This is a genomic window from Mesorhizobium delmotii (genome assembly GCF_900149755.1).
Classification (GTDB): Bacteria; Pseudomonadota; Alphaproteobacteria; order Rhizobiales; family Rhizobiaceae; genus Mesorhizobium; species Mesorhizobium delmotii.
The window spans coordinates 30,198-52,572 of the sequence record NZ_FUIG01000103.1 but is presented as its reverse complement, the minus strand read 5'-3'; the positions used below and the strand labels follow the sequence as shown (position 1 = coordinate 52,572).

Genomic DNA, 22,375 nt, shown 5'->3' with positions numbered 1-22,375 from the left:
TGAGCGAGGCCTGAGCTGTTGGGATCAAACACCTAGAGCGGTTCATCGTTTCACGGAAACGATGAACCGCTCTAACTCTTTGTTTGACGCAATTCCGGACGGAAAACCGTTTCACACTTTTCCTGGAATTGCTCTAGGTCAGCCAGTCGGCGAGCTTGGCCTTTCTCACATCTCTGATCAGGCCGATGAAACCGTCGGCCTGATGCTCGGCGGTCAGCCGGCCCTTTTCGGCTGCTGCAATGCCGGCGTCGCCGACCACGCCGTTCGGGTTGAGATCGGTGGCGATCCAGGCGAAGGCGTGCGTTCCCGTATGGCGCAGCAGCGAAAACTCCTTTTCGGCGCGAGCGACGTTGGAAATGAAATTGTCGGCCTTGGCCATGTCGACGAGTTCCGGCCGGAAATGCAGCATCAGCGAGGTCTCGACGTCGCCGCCATGGATGCCGTGACGGTCCTCGAGCTCGGTGAACATGCCGGCCGGCCGGCCAAAGCGCTGCCAACTCGTCTTCACCGCCAGCATTTTGGCGCGCACGCGCAATTCGCGCGTGATGATGCCCATGATCTCCTCGTTACCGCCATGCGAGTTGACGACGATCAGTTTCCTGACGCCGGCCCGCGCAATCGACAGGCCAAGCTCGGTCCAGGCTTCGATCAAGGTCGCCGCCGGCAAAGTGAGCGTTCCCGGTGCATGCAGATGCTCGTTCGACTTGCCCACCGCCTGGACCGGCAGGATGCGGATGTCGAGATCGCCGGGCAGGCGAGCGATCACCGTTTCCAGCATGCCGTTCATGATCGAGGTGTCGGTCGAAACCGGCAGATGCGGCCCGTGCTGTTCGATCGCCGCCACCGGCAGGACGGCGATCGTCGCCTCCGGATCGACGGTGGCGTATTCGGTGGTCCGGTAATCGCCCCACCACACGCGTTTTTTTGTTCCGGCCATTTTGAACCTCGAAGAGACTGAATACGCGTCTGCGCTGCCCCTCACCCTTGCCCTCTCCCCGTAAAGGACGGGCAGAGGGGATCGCCAGTGTTGCGGCCAGCCTCTTCTCCCAATCACTAACGCGGAGAAGGTGCCGGCAGGCGGATGAGGGGCAGCACCAGCATTTGTCGTGTAACTTGAGATCGCTGGCCTGTCGATTCTCAGCCTTCGGCCAGCGCTCCTTGCCCTGCCGCGATGACCTCAATCTCGACCTTGAATTCCGGCCGGGCGAAACCGGACACGATCATCAGCGTCGAAGCCGGCGCCTGGCTGGTGAACAACCGGTCGCGGACGTCCATATAGGGCCGCAGGAAGGCGTGGTCGGTGACATAGGCGTTGATGCGGACGATGTCGGAGAGTCCAAGTCCGGCCTCGCCGAGAATCGCGGCGATGTTCTGAAAACAGAGTTCGGCCTGCGCGCCGGCATCCTCCGGGATCTGATCGTCCGGAGTGATGGCGACCTGGCCCGAACACAGCACCAGCCTCTTGCCGGGAGGCACCTCGACGCCATGGCTGTAGCGGGCGAAGGGCGGCTTGATCGACTTCGGCGTGAGGAATTTGAACACGACAATCTCCAGTCTGCCGCCAGCTTAAAGCCGGATTGGCGGCCCCTTCAAGATGCAGTGCATGTTATCAGGGCGATTGTGGACAGGCGTTCAAAAAATAGGCACGATGCCTTCGGTACAGCATGACCGTCCGGCCTTCGCGCACCACCGTTGCGCAGGCGGGCGGTCTCGGCGATGGCATGTGTCTTGCTTCTTGAATCGATGGTGTCGAGCCCGGTGCGTGGCGCGCCGGAGCCAACAGAGGGTGGTGTGGATGGACGGAAAACTTAAGATTTCGGTGGGCGCGATCGTGCTGCTTGCCGCAAGCACGCTGAGCGCGGCAGCAAATGAAAAAGTCACGTTCGGCACCAACTGGCTCGCCCAGGCCGAGCACGGCGGCTACTATCAGGCGGCCGCTGATGGCACCTATGCCGCTTGCGGGCTCGACGTAACGATCATGCAAGGTGGCCCGCAGGTCAGCGGTCGGCCGCTGCTGCTCGCCGGCAAGATAGACTTCTACATGGGCGGCAACATGCTGCAGGCCTTCGACGCCGTTCAGCAGGAGATTCCGCTGCGCGTGGTCGCCGCCTCCTTCCAGAAAGAGCCGCAGGTGATCATGGCCCATCCAGGTCAGGGGCTCGACAGATGGGAAGATTTGAAGAACGCGGACCAGTACATCATCGCTGACGAAGGTGCACAGAGCTTCTTCCAATGGATGGTAACGGAATTCGGCTTCGATCCGGCCAAGCGCGTGCCCTACACTTTCAATCCCGCACCTTTCATCGCCAATCCAAAATCGATCCAGCAAGGCTACGTGACCTCAGAGCCCTATGCCGTCGCCAAGGAAGGCGGCTTCCAGCCCAATTTGTTCCTGCTCGCCGACTACGGCTTCGACACCTATGCGACGACGATCGAGACCATGCAGGCCACGATCGACAAGCGGCCGGAAGTGGTTCAGTGCTTCGTCGATGGCTCGGCCAAGGGCTGGTACAATTATCTCTACGGCGACAACACTGCCGCCAACGCCGCGATCAAGAAGGACAACCCCGACATCAGCGACGAGCAGATCGCGTTTTCGATCGAGCAGATGAAGAAATTCGGCATCGTCGATTCCGGCGACACCGAAAAACTCGGTATCGGCGCGATGACTGACGCGCGCATCCAGAGCTTCTACGACAAGATGGTCAAGGCCAAGGTCGTGCCGGCCGGCGTCGACATCAAAAAGTCCTACACGCTGGCCTTCGTCAACAAGGGCGTCGGGATCGAGCTGAAGAAATAGCGCCCAGGCATGATGCAGGAAAAAGTGGCGCAAGCGCCGGCGAGCGCATCGGGCAAGGGTCCGATGCTGCTCGCGCTGCGCGGCGTCGGCAAGGTCTTTTCCAATGGCGTGACAGCGCTCAGCGCCGTCGACCTGACGATCCGGGAAGGCGACTTTCTCAGCCTTCTCGGCCCGTCCGGCTGCGGCAAGTCGACGGCCTTGCGCCTCATTGCGGGTCTTGCAACGCCGACCTCCGGCCTGCTCGACTGGCGCGGCAGCAGCTCTGTCGACCGCTCGAATATCGGCTTCGTCTTCCAGGAGCCGACGCTGCTGCCCTGGGCCGATGTCTTCGACAATGTCTGGCTGCCGCTCCGGCTGAAGGGCGTGTCGCGGGCCAAGGCTGCGCCTGTCGTGATGGAGATGCTGGCGCGGGTCCACCTGACCGGATTCGAGAATGCCGTGCCGCGCGAGCTGTCCGGCGGCATGAAGATGCGCGTCTCGATCGCCCGCGCCATGGTGACCAAGCCGCGCGTGCTTTTGATGGACGAGCCGTTCGCGGCATTGGACGAGATCACCCGCTTCAAGCTCAACAATGATCTTCTGGAACTGTGGCAGGACGAGCGTTTTACCGTCGTCTTCGTTACCCACAGCGTCTTCGAAAGCGTTTTCCTCTCTAACCGCGTCGTTGTCATGGCGGCCCGACCGGGCCGGGTATTCAAAGAACTCGTCATCGAGGCGCCCTATCCGCGCAACGAAGCCTTCCGCACTTCGCCCGACTATGCCGCGCTCTGCCGAAAGGCGTCCGATGTGCTGATCGGCGCCATCAACTCAACTGCCGGACCGCATCATGACGGCCATTGATCATCCTGCCGTAACCCTGGATCCCGAGGAGGCGCGTCGCGTGCGCCAGGAGCGGCTCGAGCGGATCGGCCGATGGGTGCTGCCGCTGGCGATCATGATCCTGGCGATCTGGCTGTGGGACCGCATCTGCGTCTGGAATGGCATCCCGAAATATATCCTGCCGCGCCCCGGCGTGGTGCTGCAAACGCTGTTTGACGATGCCGGGCTGCTGTTCTCCTCGCTGCTGGTGACTCTCAGGATCACCTTCCTCAGCCTGCTTCTGGCCGTCATCGGCGGGGTCGGGCTGGCGGTGCTGTTTGCGCAATCGAAATGGGTCGAGATGTCGTTCTTCCCGTTTGCCATCGTCCTGCAGGTGACGCCGATCGTCGCGATCTTCCCGCTGATCAACATCTATGTCGACAACCAGACGACGAAGCTCCTGCTGTGTGCCTGGATCGTCGCCTTTTTCCCGATCCTGTCCAACACCACGCTTGGCCTCAACTCCGTCGACCGCAACCTGCGCGACATGTTCAAGCTCAACGGCGCGACCCGCTGGCAGCAATTGCGCTATCTGCGCCTGCCGGCGGCGATGCCCTATTTCCTCGGCGGGCTGAAGATTGCCGGCGGCCTGTCGCTGATCGGCGCGGTGGTGGCGGAGTTCGTCGCCGGGGCCACCGGCCAGTCGTCGGGGCTTGCCTCGCGCATCATCGAGGCCGGCTACCGGCTCAACGCACCGCGGCTGTTCGCGGCGCTGATCCTGATCTCGTTCACCGGCATTCTGATCTTCCTGGTGCTGTCGCTGATCTCGCATCTGATCCTGCGGCGCTGGCATGAAAGCGCGCTGAAGCAGGAGCGATGAAATGTTCGAGATACCGGCCTCTGGTCCTTATCATCTCACCAACGCCCGGCTTCATTCATCTCTGGCACCGGGACTCTCCGCTGCCTATGACAGCGATGGGTTTGCGCTCGCCGACATAGCCATTGCCGACGGCAGGATTTCCAGCATCGTCGCGAATCGCCAGTCCAATACGCCCGCAGGCGCCATCAACCTTGGCGGCCGTATCGTCATGCCGTGCTTCGTCGACTGCCACACCCATATCGACAAAGGCCATATCTGGCCTCGAAAACCCAATCCGGACGGCACGTTCATGGGCGCGCTGAACGCCACCGGCGCCGATCGTGCTGCACGCTGGAGCGCCGACGACGTCGCCCGCCGCATGGATTTTTCGCTGCGTTGCGCCTACGCGCACGGCACCAGGGCACTGCGCACCCATCTCGACAGCGTCGCGCCGCAGGAAGAGATCTCCTGGCCGGTGTTCGAGACGATACGGGAGAAATGGCGTGGCCGCATCGAACTGCAGGCGGCCTGCCTGCTCGGCATCGAAGGCGTACGCGACAAGAAATGGTTCGAGAGACTGGCCAAACGCGTCGCTGCGGCCAAGGGTGTGCTCGGCGTCGTCACCTATATGCTGCCGGACCTGGAAGAGCTTCTCGACCAGGTGTTCGCGCAGGCGATCAAGCATGGCCTCGACCTCGATTTCCACGCCGACGAGACCGATGATATCTCGGCGATCTCGCTGAAGAAGATCGCCGAGGCGGCCCTGTGGAACGGTTTTGAGGGAAACATCCTCGTCGGCCATTGCTGCTCGCTGGCACGCCAGCCCGATCTCGACGTGCTCGACACGCTGGACAAGGTGGCGAAGGCGCGGCTTGCTGTGGTCTCGCTGCCGATGTGCAATCTCTATCTGCAGGACCGGCGCAGCGACAAGACCACGCCGCGCTGGCGCGGGGTAACGCTGCTGCACGAGATGAAGGCGCGCGGCATTCCTGTGGCCGTCGCCTCCGACAACACCCGAGACCCGTTCTACGCCTATGGCGATCTCGATATGCTGGAGGTCTACCGCATGGCGACGCGCATCCTGCATTTCGATCACCCGGTCGGCGACTGGCCGCAAGCGGTGACTTCGACACCAGCCCAGATGATGCGGCTCGATGGCTTCGGCACGCTCGCCGCCGGCGGTGCTGCTGACTTCGTCGTCTTTAGGGGACGGAACTGGACGGAATTGCTGTCGCGGCCCGAATCGGATCGCATCGTGGTACGCGAGGGTCGCACCATCGAACGCCGCTTGCCCGATTATGCCGAACTCGATGATCTGATGGTGGAATGATGGACCTGGCTGCCCTGAAAAGCGATCTCGACGGCCTGAAGATCGACGACCATCCGGCGATCGTCCAGCAGAAGAGCCGCGACTTCTACTGGTACAGTCCGGTGCTGAAGCAGCAACTCGACCATGTCACCGGCGACATGATCGTGACACCGAAGACGGAAGACGAGGTGATCCGTGTGCTTGCCGCTTGCCACCGGCATGGCGTTCCGGTGACGCCGCGCGGCAGCGGCACCGGCAATTACGGGCAGGCGATGCCTTTGTCCGGCGGCGTCGTGCTCAATCTCGCCGAGATGAACGCAGTCAAGACGATCGCGCCCGGCCGCGTCGTGACCGGACCGGGTGCGGTCCTCGCCGAGATCGACAGAGCGACGCGCGCGCATTCCGGCCAGGAGCTGCGGATGTCGCCATCGACCTACAACACGGCGAGCATAGGCGGCTTTGTCGCCGGCGGTTCGGGCGGTGTCGGCTCGATCCGCTGGGGTGGCCTGCGCGACCTCGGCAATGTCATCCGGCTGCGGACCGTGACGATGGAGGCGGAGCCTCGCATCATGGAACTTAGCGGCGAGGAGGTGCTGAAGGTGATGCACGCCTACGGCACCAATGGCATCATCACCGAGGTCGAGATGCCGCTGACCGCTGCTTACGACTGGATCGACGTCATCGTCGGCTTCGACGACTTCATGGATGCGGCCGGCTTCGGCAATGACCTGGCCATCCAGGACGGCATTCTGGCGAAGCTGATCACGCCGATCGCCGCGCCGATCCCCTATGACTATTTCAAGCGGCATCAAAGGTTCTTCCGGCGCGAGCAAAGCATCGTCGTCTGCATGATCGCGCCGCAGGCGATGGCCGCCTTTGTCGCCCTCACGGGACGCAGCAAGGGCGAGATCGTCTTCCGCGCCGACAAGGAGGCCGATCTCAAGGGCCTGCCGCCGGCCTATGAGCTGACCTGGAACCACACGACGCTGCGCGCCATCAGGGTCGACCCGACGATTACATATCTGCAGACCCGCTACCCGTCGCCGGATCATCTCGCTCACGTCAAGGCGATGATCGACCGCTTCGGCGACGAAGTGCCGACACATCTCGAATTCATCCGCTTCGACGGCGCGATCGGCGTGGCCGGACTGCCGTTGGTCCGCTTCACGACGGCCGAGCGGCTCGACGAGATCATCCGCATCCACGAGGACAATGGCTGCTGGGTCTTCAATCCACACCGCTACACGCTGGAAGAGGGCGGCATGAAGCAGACGGACGAGGTGCAGCTCGCCTTCAAGCGCGAGACCGATCCGCAAGGGTTGCTCAACCCCGGCAAGATGATCGCCTGGGAAAACCCGGATTACGACTATCGCTCGGGCAAGTCGTTCCTGTTCAAGGGGTTGCAGAAGGCGGGGTGATGAACATCCTCGTTCTCTACGCCCATCCGGTCGAGATCAGCTTCAATGCCGGTTTGCACAAGGTGATCGTCGAGCGGCTGACGGCCGCCGGCCACGCGGTCGACGACTGCGATCTCTATGCCGAGAATTTCGATCCGCGGCTGACGCGGGCCGAGCGGCTCGGCTATCATGACGAGCGCGGCGCCGGTGATCCGGCAGCGCCCTATGTCGAGCGCCTGCTGCGGGCAGAGGCGCTGGTGCTGTCGTTTCCGGTGTGGAACTTCGGCTATCCGGCGATCCTGAAAGGCTTTTTCGACCGCGTCTTCCTGCCCGGCGTGTCGTTCAAGCTGGCCAATGGCAAGGTGCAGCCGTCGCTGCACAACATCTGCAAGCTGGCGGCGGTTACCACCTATGGCGGCAGCCGGTTCCACGCCATGCTGATGGGCGACCCGCCGCGCAAGCTGGTCAAGCGTGTGTTGCGCGCCGCGGTCAAGCCAGGTGCCTCGGTGTCCTATCTGGCACATTATTCGATGAACCTGTCGACCGATGAAACGCGGAAGAGATTCACGGCGAAGGTCGCGGCCAGCATGGAAGCGTTCTGATGCGGGTCTTGGTGGTTTACTGCCATCCTGTGCCCGAAAGCTTTTGCGCCTCGATCCGGGATAGTGCCATCGAGGTGCTGAAGGCGAGGGGCTGGGAGGTGCGGCTGCTCGACCTCTATGCGGAGAATTTCGATCCGGTCATGGGCTGCGGCGAGCGACGCTCCTACAATGAACACGCCCCGCAGGATCCGGCGCTCAAGCCGCATATCGAAAATCTCAGTTGGGCCCAGGCAATCCTCTTCATCTATCCGACATGGTGGTACGGGTTGCCGGCAATGCTGAAGGGCTGGCTCGACCGGGTCTGGGCGACCGACGTCGCCTTCCGGCTGCCGGCCGGCAAGGGGCGGATTCAGTCGCTGGTGAGGCATGTGACGAAGATCGGGGTGATCACGACCTGCGGCGCACCGACCTGGTGGAGCGTCGTCGTCGGCCAGCCGGGACGCAAGACAATCCTGCGCGGCATGCGGGCGCTCTGCGCCACCCGCTGCAGGACGTTCTTTCTGGCGCACTACCTGATGGATGCGTCGACACCGAAGACGAGGGCGGCGTTCCTGGAGAAAGTGCGAACGAAGCTGGAGCGGTTTTGAGCCGGCGGAAATTTCCTTCTCCCCTTGTGGGAGAAGGTGGATCGGCGCGCAGCGCCGAGACGGATGAGGGGTGCTGGAAGAAACGAGGCCATGGGAAAGTCAACCGTTTCGAGGCGCTTAGCTTTTCGGCGCAGCGATCCGTCCAACACCCCTCATCCGACCTCGCTTCGCGAGGCCACCTTCTCCCACAAGGGGAGAAGGAAAAAGGTTACATCCGCACCCGTTCCGCCTTCGGATCATACATCGGCTTCAGCGACGCCTCGGCGGCGAAGCGCTCGCCGGCGATCTCGATCTCGTAGGACGACGACAGCACATCCGCCTCGCTCTCGCCCTGGCACGGCACGTAGCCGAGCCCAATGGCGCCGCCGAGATGATGGCCGTAATTGCCCGAGGTGACCGGGCCGACGATCTTGCCGTCGCGCAGGATCGCTTCATTATGGAAGAGCAATGGCTCAGGGTCTTTCAGGCGGAACTGGACCAGCCGTCGGTTCAATCCGGTTTCCTTCTTCCTCAGCACGGCATCGCGGCCAAGAAAATCGCCCTTGACGGTCTTCACTGCGAAGCCGAGGCCTGCCTCCAGCACATTGTCCTCGTCGGTGATGTCGTGACCGAAATGCCGGAAGGCCTTTTCGATGCGGCAGGAATCCAGCGTGTGCAGGCCGCAAAGCTTCAGGCTGACATCGGCGCCGGCCTCCTCGATCGCCTCGTACACGTGGGCTGCCTGGTCGGTCGAGACATAAAGCTCCCAACCCAGTTCGCCGACATAGGTGACACGATGGGCACGGGCCAGCCCCATGCCGATTTCAATCTCCTGAAACGTCCCGAACGGATTGGTTTCGTTGGAGAAATCGTTCGGGCTCAGCTTTTGAATGAGCTTCCTCGCATCCGGACCCATCAGGCAGAGCACGGCTTCGGCAGCGGTGACATCGGTGATGACGACGAACTCGTCGGCGAGATGCTTGCGCAGCCACGCGAGATCGCGCTGCAGCGTCGCGCCGGGCACGACGAGGAAGAAGGCCGTTTCCGACAGGCGCGAGACGGTGAGGTCGCTCTCAATGCCGCCGCGCTGGTTGAGCATCTGGGTGTAGACGATCTTGCCCGGCGCCACGTCCATGTCATTGGCGCAGAGCTTTTGCAGGAAGGCGCAGGCATCGCGGCCCTCGAGGCGGATCTTGCCGAACGAGGTCATGTCGAACAGGCCGACGCCGTTTCGGACGGCCAGATGTTCGTCGCGCTGGTTGTCGAACCAGTTCTGCCGTTTCCAGGAATAGCGGTATTCGCGCTCCTGGCCGGGCCTAGCATACCAGTTGGCGCGCTCCCAGCCGGCGACTTCGCCGAACACGGCGCCGCGCGCCTTCAGATGTTCGTGGAGAGGCGAGCGCCTGATGTTCCGCGAGGTCGCCATCTGGCGGTACGGGAAATGGTCGGCGTAGAGCAGGCCGAGCGTCTCGGACACGCGCTCCTTCAGGTAACGGCGGTTCTTCTGGAACGGCTGGACGCGGCGGATATCGACCTCCCACAGGTCGAAGGGTGCCTCGCCGTCGTTGATCCATTGCGCCAGGGCCATGCCGGCGCCACCGGAGGAGACGATGCCGATCGAATTGTAGCCGGTCGCCATCCAGTAGCCGGAAAGCTCCGGCGCCTCGCCAAGATAATAGCGGTCGTCGGGGGTAAAACTCTCGGGACCGTTGAAGAAGGTGTGGATGCCGGCGCTGGCCAGCATCGGCATGCGGTTGACGCCCATTTCGAGGATCGGCTCGAAATGCTCAAAATCCTCGGGCAACTGGTCGAAACAGAAATCTTCGCTTATGCCGTCCATGCCCCAGGGCTTGGCCACCGGCTCGAAAGCACCGAGCATCATCTTGCCAGCGTCTTCCTTGTAGTAGGCGCATTCGTCCGGCACGCGCAGCACCGGCAGGCGGGCCAGGCCGGGGATCGGTTCGGTGACGAGGTAAAAGTGCTCGCAGGCATGCAGCGGGATGGTGACGCCGTTCTGGCGCCCGAGCTCGCGCGCCCACATGCCGGCGCAATTGACGACGACATCGGCTTCGATCATGCCTTGCTCGTCGCCCTGCGTCCAGGAAACGCCGGTGACGCGATCATCCCTGGTATGGACTTTCGTGATCTTCACATTTTCCACGATCGTCGCACCGCGCTGACGCGCACCCTTGGCCAGCGCCATGGCGATATTGGCCGGGTCGCATTGGCCGTCGAGCGGTAGATGCACGGCGCCGACCACATCGGAAATGTTGAGATGCGGATACATCTCCTTGACTTCACCAGGCGAAATCTCGCGCACGTCGACATCGAAGGCGCGGGCGAGAGACGCCTGCCTATAAATCTCGTGCTTGCGCTCCTCGGTCAGCGCCACGGTGATCGAGCCGACCTGGCGCATGCCGGTGCGGACATCGGTCTCGGCTTCCAGCTTGACGTAGAGATCGGCCGAATATTTCGCCAGCCGCGTCATGTTCTGCGAGCCGCGCAACTGGCCGATCAGGCCGGCGGCGTGCCATGTCGTGCCCGATGTCAGCTGCTTTCGTTCGAGCAGCACGATGTCGGTCCAGCCGAGCTTGGCCAGATGGTAGGCGACCGAGCAGCCTGAGACACCGCCGCCGATGATGACAGCCCTTGCCTTGGGAGGAATGGCCCTGGTCGGAATGGTTTTGAGGGACGGGGCGCTCATGCGGCCTCACGGCGATAGCCGGACGCGAAGCGGCGCAGCCGAAGGGCTGCTTCCAAAAGCACCGCCTCGGGCTGGCAGAGGCTGACGCGAATATGGCCGGCGGCCGCCTCGCCGAAGCTTGAGCCCGGCATCACGCCGACCTTTTTCTTGTCGAGGAGAGCCCAGGCGAATTTCTCGTCGTCCGGCTCCAGAGCCGAGATGTCGAGCATGACATACATGCCGCCTTCGGAGCCGCGCACGGTGACGTTGTTCATGCCGCGCATGGCATCGAGGACGACGGTGCGCCTTGCAGCATAGCGTTCGGCAATTTCCTTGACGCCGTAGCCGTTTTCCAGCGCCTCGGCGCAAGCGAGGCTGATGAAGGCCGGCAGGCCGTAGGTCGTCACCAGATTGAGGCTGGTCAGCAGCGAGATCATCTCTTCGGGCCCGGTCAGCCAGCCCATGCGCCAGCCGGTCATGCCGTGGCTCTTCGACATCGAATTGATGACCAGCGTGCGATCCGCCATGCCGGGCAACGAACGCGGCGAGATGTGCTCGCCACCGCCCAGCGTCCAATAGACCTCGTCCGACAGCAGCCAGAGGTCATATTCCCGGCAGATCTGCGCCAGCTCTTCAAGCCGCTGGCGCGAATAGACAGCACCCGTCGGGTTGTTCGGCGTGTTGATCAGGATGGCGCGCGTGTTCGGCCGAAGCGCCGCGCGAATGTCGGCTTCTCGCGGCTGAAAACCATCCTCGGCGGGCGTCTCGACCACCGTGAAATCGGCGCCCGCTGCACTGAACGTGTTGGGGTAGGTCGCGTAATAGGGCGCGACCACGATGGCATGGTCGCCCTGGTCGAGAACGGCCTGCACCGCCGCATACAGCGCTGCCTGCCCGCCTGGTGTGGCGATGACCTGATCTGGGTTGGTCGTAACGCCGGTGCACGCAGTCGAGGCCGCGGCCATTGCCTTGCGCAGGCGCGGAATGCCGGCAAGCGGGGTGTAGTGGTGGTTGCTGGCGCGAACCGCGGTCACGCAGGCTTCGATCGTCTGCGCCGGCGTGTCGAAATCATGGTCGCCGACCGACAGCATGATGATGTCCTCGCCGGCCTGCTTGCGCGCCCAGGCGGCGGAATGAACCTCCCAGCCGTCCTTGCCGGAAGGCACGATGCCGGAAATGCGCGATGATGGTCTGGGCATTTATGCTACTCCCGAAATTTCGTAGCCGGCCTGTTCGAGCCGGTCGCGCAGGGCGGCGATATGGGGCGGTCCGACTTCGCAGCAGCCGCCGACGATGGCGGCGCCGGCCTCGACCCAGCCGACCGCCTGGCCGGCATAGGCATCCGGATCGAGGTCGTGGCGGGCGTGCAGCACCTCCACGGTGCCCCCATGCTTGAGCGCCTCAATCGAGGTGAAGCCGTTGGCATAGGCGCCAACCGGACTGCCGAGGCCGATCAGTTCGGGCAGTGCTGCAGCAATCGCTTCGGGCCGGCAGCAATTGATCAGTCTAGCTGCGACCGGCAGCCCGTCGAGAGCGCTCAACGCAGCCGCTATGGCTTCGCCGCTGCGCAGGCGCGGCGTGCCGTGATCGGCAAGCGTCCACGACACCCACACCGGCTTGCCGCTTTCCGAAGCTGCGGTGACAGCGGCGCGCGCCTCCTCGGCCGACGCCATGGTCTCGCACAGGAACAGATCGACGCCGTCAGCCTGCTCGGCAACGATGCGGCGGTAGATGTCGAGCGTATCCTGGAAGGAGATCGTCAGTGCCGGTGCATAGCTGCCGAACAGCGGCGACAGGCAGCCGGCGATGGCCGCATCGCCGGCCTGGTCGCGAGCTTGCCTTGCCAGCTCGATGCCGCGCTTCTGCAGCGGCTTGAACAGCTCTTCCGCGCCCTCCCGCGCCAGCCGCTCGGGCGTCGCGGAATAGGTGTTGATGGTGATGACGCGGGCGCCGGCCCGGATGAACTCCGCATGCAGGTCGCGCACCAGGTCCGGTTCGTCGATCAGCACCCTGGCCGACCATAGCGGGGTGGGTTCGGAGCTGCTGCGGCATACCAGTTCCTGGCCCATGCCGCCATCGGTGAGAATGACAGTCTTCACGCGCGCAACCTCTCGTTCTTTGGATCCCACAGCGGTTCGTCCTTCTGCACGATTGCCCTGAAGCGCTCGCCGAAGATTTCGACCTCGACCGCGGTTCCCGGCTCAGTAAGATCGGCGCGCAGCATGCCGAGCGCGATCGATTTGTCGATGCGATGACCCCAGCCGCCGGACGTTGTCTCGCCGACAATCCGGCCGTCATGCCACAGCGTCGACATGGCGGGCGCATCGCAGTCGCCGGGGTTTTCGACGACCAGTGTGACGAAACGCTTCTTTACGCCCTGCTGCTTCTCGTTCTGCAGTGCCGCCTTGCCACGGAAATCCGGCTTGTCCCATTTCACAAAGCGCTCCAGCCCACCCTGCAGGATCGAATAGTCGGTCGACAGGTCACCTTTCCAGGCGCGGTAGCCTTTTTCGAGCCGCAGCGAATCCAGCGCGTACATGCCGAACGGCTTCAGGCCATGCTTCCGGCCGGTCGCCCAGACGGCGTCGAAGACCGCGGCGGTGTCGTCGACCTTGGTGTGAATTTCCCAGCCGAGTTCGCCGGCGAAGGACACACGCATAAGCCTTGCCCAACGGCCGGCGATTGTCGTCTCCTGGTGCGTCAGCCAGGGCAGAGCAAGGTCGGCGGCGCAGACATCGGCGAGGATTTTTCGCGCGTTGGGACCGGCGAGGATCTGCGTGGCGTATTCCTCCGTCCGATCGATCAGCTTGAAGGAAGCGTCCTTCGGCATGCGGGATTTCAGCCACTCGAAATCATGCCACTGCGCCACTGCGGCGGTAATCAGCGTCATCAAATTCTCGTCGTGGCGCACCACCGACATTTCGGTGACGATGCGGCCCTTGTCGTCGGCAAAGTAGACGAGGCCGATGCGGCCGGGTTTCGGCACCAGCCCGGTAACCTGTCGGCTCAGCCATTCGGCGGCACCCGGACCGTCGAGATTGAAGCGGCTGAAACCGGGCAGATCCAAAATGCCGGCGGCATCGCGCACGGCGAGGCACTCTTCGCGGACGCGATGCTGCCAGGGCCCGTCGCGGCGGAAGGTCAGCGTCGCGGCTTCCGAGACGTCGTCGCCGGCTTGTGCGTACCAGGTGGCGCGCTCCCAGCCATTATAGGCGTCGAAGCAGGCGCCGATTGCCTTGATGCGATCGTGGATCGGCGACAGTTTGCGGTCGCGCCCAGCCGGCCAGGCATGGCGCGGAAACTGGATGGCGTATTCGTTGCCGTAGATCTCCATGCCCTTGGCGACGCAATAGTCCGGCGCGGCGGCGAATGAAGTGAAGCGGCGCGGATCGCAGGACCACATGTCCCATTCGGTCTGGCCCCCAGTCACCCATTCGGCCAGCACCTTGCCGGCGCCGCCACCCTGGGCGATGCCGAAGGTGAAGACGCAGGCCTCGAAGGCGTTCGGCACGCCGGGCATCGGGCCGATCAGCGGGTTGCCGTCCGGCGCGTAGGGGATCGGGCCGTTGATGACCTTGGACAGTCCGGCGGTGCCGAGAATCGGCACGCGGGCAACGGCATCGGCCAGATAGTCCTCCAGCCGGTCGAGATCGTCGGGGAACAGCTGGAACGAAAAATCATCAGGCATCGGGTCATTGTGGCCGACCCAATGCGCACGGCAATTGCGCTCATACGGGCCGAGATTCATGCCGTTCTTTTCCTGGCGCAGATAATAGGAGGTGTCGACGTCGCGCAGCAGCGGCAGTTTCTTGCCTTGCTCTTTCGACCACGCGGCCAGTTCGGGGATTTCCTCGAACAGGATATATTGATGGCTCATCACCATCATCGGCACGTCGCGGCCGAACATCTTGCCGACTTCGGCCGCACGGTAGCCGGCGGCGTTGACGACGATCTCGCAGCGAATCTCGCCCTGCGCGGTCTCGACCACCCACTCGTCCTTCTCGCGGCGCACGCCGGTGACTGGACAGAAGCGAATGATCTTCGCACCCATGTCGCGGGCGCCCTTGGCCAGCGCCTGGGTCAGCTGCGCCGGGTCGATGTCGCCGTCGCTCGGATCGTAGAGCGCGCCCTTCAGCTCATGCGTTTCGATGAACGGGTAGCGGCGCTTGATCTCGTCGAGCCCGACCACATCGATGTCCATGCCCTGATAGCGGCCCATGCCCTTGGCGCGCTGGAACTCCTGCATGCGCTCGGCCGTATGGGCCAGCCTGAGCGAGCCGGTGACGTGGTAGTTCATGGGATAGCCGACCGCGTCGGCCAGCCCGCGATAGAGCTCCGTCGAATAGCGCTGCATGTTCATCAGCGACCATGACGAGGAGAAGGTCGGCACGTTGCCGGCCGCATGCCAGGTCGAGCCGGAGGTGAGCTCGTTCTTTTCCAGGAGCAAGCAGTCGGTCCAGCCCGCCTTGGCGAGATGATAGAGCGAGGAGGCGCCGACAACACCGCCTCCGATGATCACCACACGTGCCGTGGTCGGAAAACCGGCCATATTCTTCTCCAAACCTTCAATAAACAGGTGGCGAAACCACCCAAATGACTACCGCTGGCTCCGCTCCAGGATTGCGCCAGCGGAACGGCTTGCCGTCGAAGCGAAAGGAGTCGCCTTCGCCAAGCTTGTGCCAGACGCCTGATATCTCGATGTCGAAGCTGCCGGAAGCGACATATCCGGCTTCCTCCGTCGGTCGGCGCGCTTCGGTCTTCAGTTCAGCACCCGGCGCGAAGACCGAACGCAGCATCTCGAAGCTACCGCCGAGATCGGGCGACAGAAGCTCCTCCACCAGGCCGGAATCGCTTGTGCCAAGCGTGCGGCGGCTGCCGGCGCGCACGACCACGCCGCGCTCGTTCTCGACGGGCACGTCGTGACTGAAGAACAGACTGACCGGCACGCCGAACAATTCTGCGAAGGCGCGCAGATCGCTAAGCGATGGTATCGACAGGCCGCGCTCGACCTGACTGACCCAGCCGACGGAGCGGCCGAGCTTCAGTCCCGTCTCGGCAAGCGTCAGCCCGCGCGCCCTGCGCAGCGCCCTGATATCGCCGGCCAGCAGCCGTTCGCGGTTTTCCTGCTCCGATCTGACGGCGGATGAGGGCAAAGCCATTTTTCTTGATGAAATTTCTCTTGGTGAAAAATTCGGGGCAAATTTCATGAGAGGTCAAGTTCGTGAAAAAATCAAGAGGATTTTCATGAGGCCACAAGATTTGCTTGCGCCATTTTGACGGTTCAGGCAAAGGCTCGGCCACGAACGGCGAGTGAGGGCGCCCGGTCGAGACCCACGATAGAGCGCCGCGCGTCCAATTGGACGCGCAAAGGACGCTCTATCATTTCTAGACTGCGCATGATCCTTTCCGGAAACCGATTTCCGGTTTCCGGGGTCATGCGCTAAGGACGGCCCATGCTGGAAAACAACACCCGAATTGCCAAGGATGCGGCGATCGTCGACGAGGCGATAACCTCGCGCCGTTCGGTGCGTGCCTTCCTGCCTGACATGGTCGATGACGAGACGATCCGCGCCATTCTCTCTGTTGCCGCGCGTGCACCTTCGGGCACCAACATGCAGCCCTGGCGGGTCTACGTCACCAAAGGCGAGGTCAAGCAGCAGATCACCGACGCCATCCTCAACTCCGGCATCCGCGCCGAAAAGGCCGATTGGGACGAGTATCGCTACTATCCCGACCAGTTCTTCGAACCCTATCTCACCCGGCGGCGGGCCAACGGCTTCGGTCTCTACGGCGTGCTCGGCATCGGCCGTCGCGAGGTCGACAGGATGCGCGCGCAGCACGACCGCAACTTCGTCTTCTTCGACGCGCCGGTCGGCATGATCTTCACCGTCGACCGGCGGCTGAACAAGGGATCGTGGATCGACTACGGCATGTTCCTGCAGAACATCATGGTGGCGGCACGGGGCAGGGGCCTGCACACCTGCCCGCAGGCCGCCTTTGCACCCTATCACAAGCAGATCAGGCCGGTGCTCAACATTCCCGACGAGGAGATCGTCGTCTGCGGCATGGCGCTCGGCCATGAGGACACGTCCAAGCCCGAGAACGAGTTCCGCACTGACCGCGCGCCGCTGGAAGAGTGGGTGACGTTCGCCAAGTGAGGGTGACGATACGCCGTCTCGGTCTACTGTACCTCGTAGCCGACTTCCTCGCTGGCGTGACAGAGCGCCTTCCAGAACGAGCGCGCAAACGAACGGAATACATAGATGTCGAACTGGTCGGCGCCGGTGCGCTGGATCTGGGCGAAGACGTCATGATGCATGGTCGAGCGGCCGGCACCGACCGGGAAGGCCGGCAGCGCGAAGTCGATGGCGAAGAATTTCGCCAGCACCCATTCGGCCTTCGGTCCGGCGATGCGGATCGCGGTGCGGCCATGCGACAGGTCGGTCACCGTGCCGATCGCCGGGGTGACGACATTGGCAAAGGCCGATGCCAAGCCTTCGGCCTCATCGACGACAGTGAATTTTCCCGGCGCAAAGCCGAACACCGACCTCACGCCGTCGGTGCTGCCGGCGCCGGCGCCATCGGGCAGAGCGAGGCCGGTCACGGCGCGGATACCTGATATCAACTCCTTCTCCTGGCCCGGCCAGGCAGCGAGCTGCAGGATCGACCCCGGCCTGGTTTCGGAGAGGATGACATCGACGCCGTGTTCGAAATCGCCGTGCGAGCCGGTGCGCAGTTCCGGCTCAAGCGGTGCCAACTCGAGCGGTGATTGGCGCTCAACCATGCATGCGGCTCCCGTCCGGATCAAAGAAGTGGTTGGAGACGATCTCGACCGGGCCGAACCGGTTGCGCAGGGGATCGGAGATATGGGCGCGCGTGCCGCGCCGCGCCTTGCCGTCCTTGACCAAAGCGAGCGCGATGTACTTGCCGAGCGCCGGCGAATAACAGCAAGCGGTGATGTGGCCGATGGAGTCGTGCGGATTGGCTTCGTCAAGCGCCTCGACGATGTGCGCGCCGCCGTTGAGCGGCTGGTTGTCCAGCGAAATCAGGCCGACGAGTTCCAGACGGCCGGGCGCGATCAGGCCCTCGCGATCCATCATCGCCGAGCCGATGAAGGGCTTCTTCTTGGACAGCATCCAGTCGAGATGCAGGTCGCGTGCCGTGGTGCGGCCGTCGATCTCGGCGCCGGTGACGTGGCCTTTCTCGATGCGCATCGTGCCGAGCGCCTCAAGCCCGTAAGTCACCAGTCCGAACGGCTTGCCGGCTTCGATCAACGCTTCCCAGACATGGGTGCCGTAGCCGGCGCCGGAGTAAACTTCGAACGCCATTTCGCCGGAGAAGGAAAGCCGGCAGATCATCACCGGCACGCCTGATATCTTGCCGTGCACGATGCCCATGAAGGGCAGTGCGGCGTTGTCGACGGCAGTGCCGGTGACGCAAGCAGCAAGAATGGCTCGCGCCTTTGGCCCGCCGATCGCCGCCCCCGCCCATTCGTCGGTCACCGAGGTGACATGGACCTTCAGCTCCGGCCAGATGACGTCGAGGAAATACTCCAGATGCTGCATCACCTTGCCGGCATTGGCGGTGGTGGTGGTCATCAAGAAGTCCTGTTCGCCGAGCCGCCACGTCGTGCCGTCGTCGAAGGCGAGGCCGTCCTCGCGCAGCATCAGCCCGTAGCGGGCCTTGCCGACGGCCAATGTCGAGAACATGTTGGTGTAAACCCGGTCGAGGAATTCTGCCGCGTCCGGGCCCTGCACGGCGATCTTGCCCAGCGTCGAGACATCGACGATGCCGGCGCTCTCGCGCGTCGCCCTGGCTTCTCGCACATAGGCCTGCTCGATTGTCTCGCCTGAAAGCCCGTAGATCATCGGGCGATGCCAGAGGCCGGCCGAATACATGGTCGCGCCGTTGGCGACATGCCAGTCATGCATCGGCGTCAGCCGCTCGGGCCTCAGGTCGCCGAACCGTTCGGCGGCCAGCGAGCCGATCGACACGGCCGAAAAGGGCGGACGAAAACGGGTCGTACCGACTTCGGGAATCGGCTTGCCCAACGCTTCGGCCATGATGGCGAGGCCGGGTATGTTGGAGCTCTTGCCCTGGTCGGTCGCCATGCCGAGCGTGGTGTAACGCTTCAGATGCTCGACCGAGATGAAGCCTTCGCGATGCGCAAGCCGCACATCCTCCGCGGTCACATCGTGCTGGAAATCGACGAAGCTTTTTCCATCGGCCCTGATCTCGAACACCGGCGCCGGATCGGGATCGCCGGGTGCGGCTTCGACGACCGGCAAGGCCGCTGGCGTACCCGTTCCACCCGCCGCGGAAAGGCCGGCGGCGCGGCCTTCGGCGATTGCCTCGGCGGTGGAAAAACTGCCGGTGAAGGCGCCGGCGCCAATCCATCGCTGGGTTGGCCACTGCTGTGTTGGCTTCGGTGGCAGGAAGGCCTGTCGGGCGGCATTCCATTCCGCCTTGGCGCCGGCCTGGCTGGCCAGATGGATGGTCGGCGACCAGCCGCCCGACATCAGCAGGCAGTCGGCTTGAATGCTGCGCGCCTCGCCGGCAAGCGCGCCGTTGGCCATGTCGAAGCGCTGCACCTTGATGCCGGACAGCGCCTTGCCGCCTTCGGTGGCGACCACGGCGTGACCGGAAAGGATTTTGGCTTCCGCTTCATCTGCCAGCTCGCGCATCTCGCTCGAAAGCTCCGGCCGCACGTCGACGATGGCGACAATCGCCGCACCGGCCTTCTTCAGCGCCAGGGCGGAGCGATAGGCGCTGTCATTGTTGGTGAAGAGCGCGATCCTGTGGCCCGGCAGCACGCCGTACTCGTTGGCATAGCGCTCGGCGGCTTGGGCCAGCATCACGCCTGGCCGGTCGTTGCCCGGAAACACCAGCGGCCGCTCGAAGGAGCCGGTGGCCAGGACCACCGACTTGGCGCGAATGATCCAGTAGCGATGGCGCGGTTCGCCCTTGCCGGGCCTCTCCTTGTGGTCGGTAACCCGTTCGAGCGCGGCGAGCACGTTGCCGTCGTAATAGCCCCAGACCGTGGTGCGCGGCAGCAGGCGGACATTGTCATAGCCTTCGAGCTGGCCGGCGGCTCGCGCTGCCCAGTCCGCCCCGGGCATCCCGTCGATCGTCTCGCCCGACCAGTTGGCCGAGCCGCCGAAACGCGGTTCGAGCTCGCTGAGGATGACACGCGCGCCCTGATCGGCGGCTGCCCTGGCGGCCATCAGCCCGGCCGGACCGGAGCCGACCACCAGCACATCGCAGAAAGCGTTCATGCGCTCATAACGCGCCGTGTCGGCAGCGGTCCCGGCGCGGCCGAGACCGGCGGCGCGACGGATGAAATGCTCGCAGAACATCCAGAAACGCGTGCTCTTCAGCGGGCCGATCGCGGGTCCCATGAAGGTCTTGTAATAGAAGCCGGCGGACAGAAGCCTGCCGCCGAGCTGGTTGGCGGCGCTGACATCCCAGGCCAGCGATGGAAAGCGGTTCTGGCTGACGGCGGTCAGCCCGTCATAGATCTCGACCATGGTTGCGGCGATGTTGGGCTCGCGAACCTCGTCCCGCAACACCGTCACCAGGGCGTTCGGCTCCTCGACGCCTGATGTCAGCACGCCGCGCGGGCGGTGATATTTGAACGAGCGCCCGAACAGGGTGACACCGTTGGCCAGCAGCGCTGAGGCAAGCGTGTCGCCGGCATGACCGGTGTAGGGCGCGCCGTCGAAGGTGAACCGGATGGTTCGCAGCCGGTCGATCCGGCCACCGGAATCGGTGCGGCGCGGGCTCATGACTTGCCCTCCGTCTTGTGCCGCGCAACGGATTTGTGGTCGCCGCGCGCGAAGGCGACGCTGGAGATCTCGTGTGTCAGCGTGTTGCGAACGACCCTGAGATGGGCGCGGCAGCCGCCGGAATGCTGCCAGATCTCGTTGTGGTCACCCGCCGGATTCAACCGGTCGTAGACATAGGCGTTCCAAGCATCGAGGTCCTGCGAGGCAGGTTGAGGGCGCTCACGGTTGCCGTCACCCTGATAGGTGAACTCGATGACGTCGCGCGGGCCGCAATAGGGGCAGGTAATCAGCATGGAAATTCCTAATGCAGCCGCGGCGTCGCGCCCTGGCCCTTGTCGTCGATCACCAGGCCGCGATGGAAGCGATCCAGCGTGAATGGCGCATTGATGTCGTGCGGTTCATCCTTGGCGATGGTCCAGGCAAAGCACCAGCCGGAGGCGGGCGTCGCCTTGAAGCCGCCGTAGCACCAGCCGCAGTTGAGATACATGCCCGGCAGCGGGCCGATGGTGATGATCGGCGAGCCGTCCATCGACATGTCGCAGACGCCGCCCCAGGAGCGCAGCATGCGAACGCGGGCGAGAGCTGGAAACAGCGCCAGCATCTCGCTCATCACCTCGTCGACAACAGGCAAACTGCCGCGCTGGGCGTAGCTGTTGTAGCCGTCGAGGTCGCCGCCATAGACAAGGCCGCCCTTGTCCGACTGCGACATGTAGAAATGGCCCATGCCGAAAGTCAGGACCGTGTTGATGAACGGCTTCAGCGATTCCGTCACGAAGGCCTGCAGCACATGGCTCTCGATCGGCATCGTATCGATGCCGGCGAGCCGCATGACTTGCCCGGTGCTGCCGGCCACCGCGACCGCCACCTTCCTGGCGCGGATCTCTCCGCGCGAGGTCGAGACGCCTGATATGCGGTCGCCGTCGCGCAGGAAGCCGGTGACCTCGCAATTCTCGATGATGTCGACGCCGCGACGGTCGGCGCCGCGCGCATAGCCCCAGGCGACGGCATCGTGGCGGGCGGTGCCGGCGCGCCGCTGCATCAGGCCGCCGACGATTGGGAAGCGCGCCGTGGCGGAGACGTCCAGCGCCGGCACCAGGCGTGCGATCTCGGCCGTGGTCATCAGTTCGGCGTCGACGCCGAGATGGCGCATGGCGTTGCCGCGGCGGGCAAAATCGTCGAGCTGGGCGGGTGTGTGCGCGAGGTTGAGGCAGCCGCGCTGCGAGAACATGACGTTGTAGTTGAGGTCGTGCGAGAGGTTCTCCCACAGCTTCATCGAATGTTCGTAGAAGCGCGTGTTGGCCGGCAGCAGATAGTTGGAGCGCACGGCCGTCGTGTTGCGGCCGACATTGCCGGAGCCGAGCCAGCCCTTTTCCAGCACCGCGACATTGGTGATGCCGTGCTCCTTGGCCAGATAATAGGCGGTCGACAGGCCATGGCCGCCGCCGCCGATGACGATCACGTCATAGGACGCCTTCGGGTCCGGCTTGCGCCAGGCCGGTTTCCAGTCCTTGTTGCCGGTCAGCGCGTTTTTGAGAAGCGAGAAGGCCGAATATTCCGCCATTCTTTTTGTTATCCG

General features: G+C 63.8%; 19 protein-coding genes. 8 read left to right on the top strand and 11 right to left on the bottom strand.

The window, feature by feature from the left end:
* Positions 1 to 133: 133 nt before the first annotated feature.
* Positions 134 to 937 carry a creatininase family protein gene (locus tag BQ8482_RS35900; RefSeq protein WP_077383631.1) on the bottom strand — a complete coding sequence of 268 codons (804 nt, stop codon included), beginning with the start codon at positions 935 to 937 and terminating at the stop codon, positions 134 to 136.
* Positions 938 to 1,137: 200 nt separating this feature from the next.
* Positions 1,138 to 1,542, bottom strand: coding sequence for a RidA family protein (locus BQ8482_RS35895; protein WP_123151837.1), 405 nt, complete (start codon positions 1,540 to 1,542; stop codon positions 1,138 to 1,140).
* A 253-nt stretch (positions 1,543 to 1,795) separates the two neighbouring features.
* Between BQ8482_RS35895 and BQ8482_RS35890 the strand changes: the two genes are divergently transcribed.
* Genes BQ8482_RS35890 through BQ8482_RS35860 form a run of 7 tightly spaced genes read left to right on the top strand, consistent with a single transcriptional unit; the run spans position 1,796 to position 8,352 of the window.
* Complete coding sequence (locus tag BQ8482_RS35890; RefSeq protein WP_123151836.1) at positions 1,796 to 2,800, top strand: ABC transporter substrate-binding protein; 1,005 nt, start codon at positions 1,796 to 1,798, stop codon at positions 2,798 to 2,800.
* A gap of 9 nt (positions 2,801 to 2,809) precedes the next feature.
* Complete coding sequence (locus BQ8482_RS35885; protein ID WP_123151835.1) at positions 2,810 to 3,640, top strand: ABC transporter ATP-binding protein; 831 nt, start codon at positions 2,810 to 2,812, stop codon at positions 3,638 to 3,640.
* The gene (locus BQ8482_RS35880; protein WP_123151834.1) at positions 3,627 to 4,478 is read left to right on the top strand and encodes an ABC transporter permease; all 852 of its coding nucleotides are present in this window, start codon (positions 3,627 to 3,629) and stop codon (positions 4,476 to 4,478) included. The genes BQ8482_RS35885 and BQ8482_RS35880 overlap by 14 nt, the downstream gene beginning before the upstream one ends.
* Position 4,479: 1 nt before the next feature.
* Positions 4,480 to 5,787 (top strand): cytosine deaminase, encoded by a 1,308-nt coding sequence (locus BQ8482_RS35875; protein ID WP_123151833.1) that lies wholly within the window; start codon positions 4,480 to 4,482, stop codon positions 5,785 to 5,787.
* Positions 5,787 to 7,184, top strand: a complete 1,398-nt coding sequence (locus tag BQ8482_RS35870) for an FAD-binding oxidoreductase (RefSeq protein WP_123152085.1) — start codon at positions 5,787 to 5,789, stop codon at positions 7,182 to 7,184. The genes BQ8482_RS35875 and BQ8482_RS35870 overlap by 1 nt, the downstream gene beginning before the upstream one ends.
* A complete protein-coding gene (locus tag BQ8482_RS35865) occupies positions 7,184 to 7,765 on the top strand; it encodes an NAD(P)H-dependent oxidoreductase (RefSeq protein ID WP_165848849.1) in 582 nt (193 codons plus the stop codon). The genes BQ8482_RS35870 and BQ8482_RS35865 overlap by 1 nt, the downstream gene beginning before the upstream one ends.
* A complete protein-coding gene (locus BQ8482_RS35860; protein WP_123151831.1) occupies positions 7,765 to 8,352 on the top strand; it encodes an NAD(P)H-dependent oxidoreductase in 588 nt (195 codons plus the stop codon). The genes BQ8482_RS35865 and BQ8482_RS35860 overlap by 1 nt, the downstream gene beginning before the upstream one ends.
* A gap of 208 nt (positions 8,353 to 8,560) precedes the next feature.
* On the opposite strand, the gene BQ8482_RS35855 is transcribed toward BQ8482_RS35860, so the two are convergent.
* Genes BQ8482_RS35855 through BQ8482_RS35835 form a run of 5 tightly spaced genes read right to left on the bottom strand, consistent with a single transcriptional unit; the run spans position 8,561 to position 16,173 of the window.
* Positions 8,561 to 11,035, bottom strand: a complete 2,475-nt coding sequence (locus BQ8482_RS35855) for a GcvT family protein (protein ID WP_165848848.1) — start codon at positions 11,033 to 11,035, stop codon at positions 8,561 to 8,563.
* Positions 11,032 to 12,213 carry a pyridoxal phosphate-dependent aminotransferase gene (locus tag BQ8482_RS35850; RefSeq protein ID WP_123151830.1) on the bottom strand — a complete coding sequence of 394 codons (1,182 nt, stop codon included), beginning with the start codon at positions 12,211 to 12,213 and terminating at the stop codon, positions 11,032 to 11,034. The genes BQ8482_RS35855 and BQ8482_RS35850 overlap by 4 nt, the downstream gene beginning before the upstream one ends.
* Positions 12,214 to 13,113, bottom strand: coding sequence for a homocysteine S-methyltransferase family protein (locus BQ8482_RS35845; RefSeq protein WP_123151829.1), 900 nt, complete (start codon positions 13,111 to 13,113; stop codon positions 12,214 to 12,216). It lies immediately after the preceding gene.
* Complete coding sequence (locus BQ8482_RS35840; protein ID WP_123152083.1) at positions 13,110 to 15,563, bottom strand: GcvT family protein; 2,454 nt, start codon at positions 15,561 to 15,563, stop codon at positions 13,110 to 13,112. Before BQ8482_RS35840 ends, BQ8482_RS35845 begins: the two co-directional genes overlap by 4 nt.
* A gap of 16 nt (positions 15,564 to 15,579) precedes the next feature.
* Entirely contained in the window at positions 15,580 to 16,173 is a 594-nt protein-coding gene (locus tag BQ8482_RS35835) for a helix-turn-helix domain-containing protein (protein ID WP_123151828.1), read from the bottom strand.
* Positions 16,174 to 16,467: 294 nt separating this feature from the next.
* On the opposite strand from BQ8482_RS35835, the gene BQ8482_RS35830 reads away from it, so the two are divergent.
* Positions 16,468 to 17,172 (top strand): nitroreductase, encoded by a 705-nt coding sequence (locus tag BQ8482_RS35830; protein ID WP_123151827.1) that lies wholly within the window; start codon positions 16,468 to 16,470, stop codon positions 17,170 to 17,172.
* A gap of 23 nt (positions 17,173 to 17,195) precedes the next feature.
* On the opposite strand, the gene BQ8482_RS35825 is transcribed toward BQ8482_RS35830, so the two are convergent.
* From BQ8482_RS35825 to BQ8482_RS35810, 4 genes are read right to left on the bottom strand one after another with little or no spacing between them, the layout of a single operon-like run.
* Complete coding sequence (locus BQ8482_RS35825; protein ID WP_123151826.1) at positions 17,196 to 17,798, bottom strand: sarcosine oxidase subunit gamma; 603 nt, start codon at positions 17,796 to 17,798, stop codon at positions 17,196 to 17,198.
* Entirely contained in the window at positions 17,791 to 20,799 is a 3,009-nt protein-coding gene (locus BQ8482_RS35820) for a sarcosine oxidase subunit alpha (RefSeq protein ID WP_123151825.1), read from the bottom strand. Before BQ8482_RS35820 ends, BQ8482_RS35825 begins: the two co-directional genes overlap by 8 nt.
* Positions 20,796 to 21,092 carry a sarcosine oxidase subunit delta gene (locus tag BQ8482_RS35815; protein ID WP_123151824.1) on the bottom strand — a complete coding sequence of 99 codons (297 nt, stop codon included), beginning with the start codon at positions 21,090 to 21,092 and terminating at the stop codon, positions 20,796 to 20,798. Before BQ8482_RS35815 ends, BQ8482_RS35820 begins: the two co-directional genes overlap by 4 nt.
* 8 nt (positions 21,093 to 21,100) lie before the next feature.
* Positions 21,101 to 22,360 carry a sarcosine oxidase subunit beta gene (locus tag BQ8482_RS35810; RefSeq protein ID WP_123151823.1) on the bottom strand — a complete coding sequence of 420 codons (1,260 nt, stop codon included), beginning with the start codon at positions 22,358 to 22,360 and terminating at the stop codon, positions 21,101 to 21,103.
* Between the last annotated feature and the right edge of the window lie 15 nt (positions 22,361 to 22,375).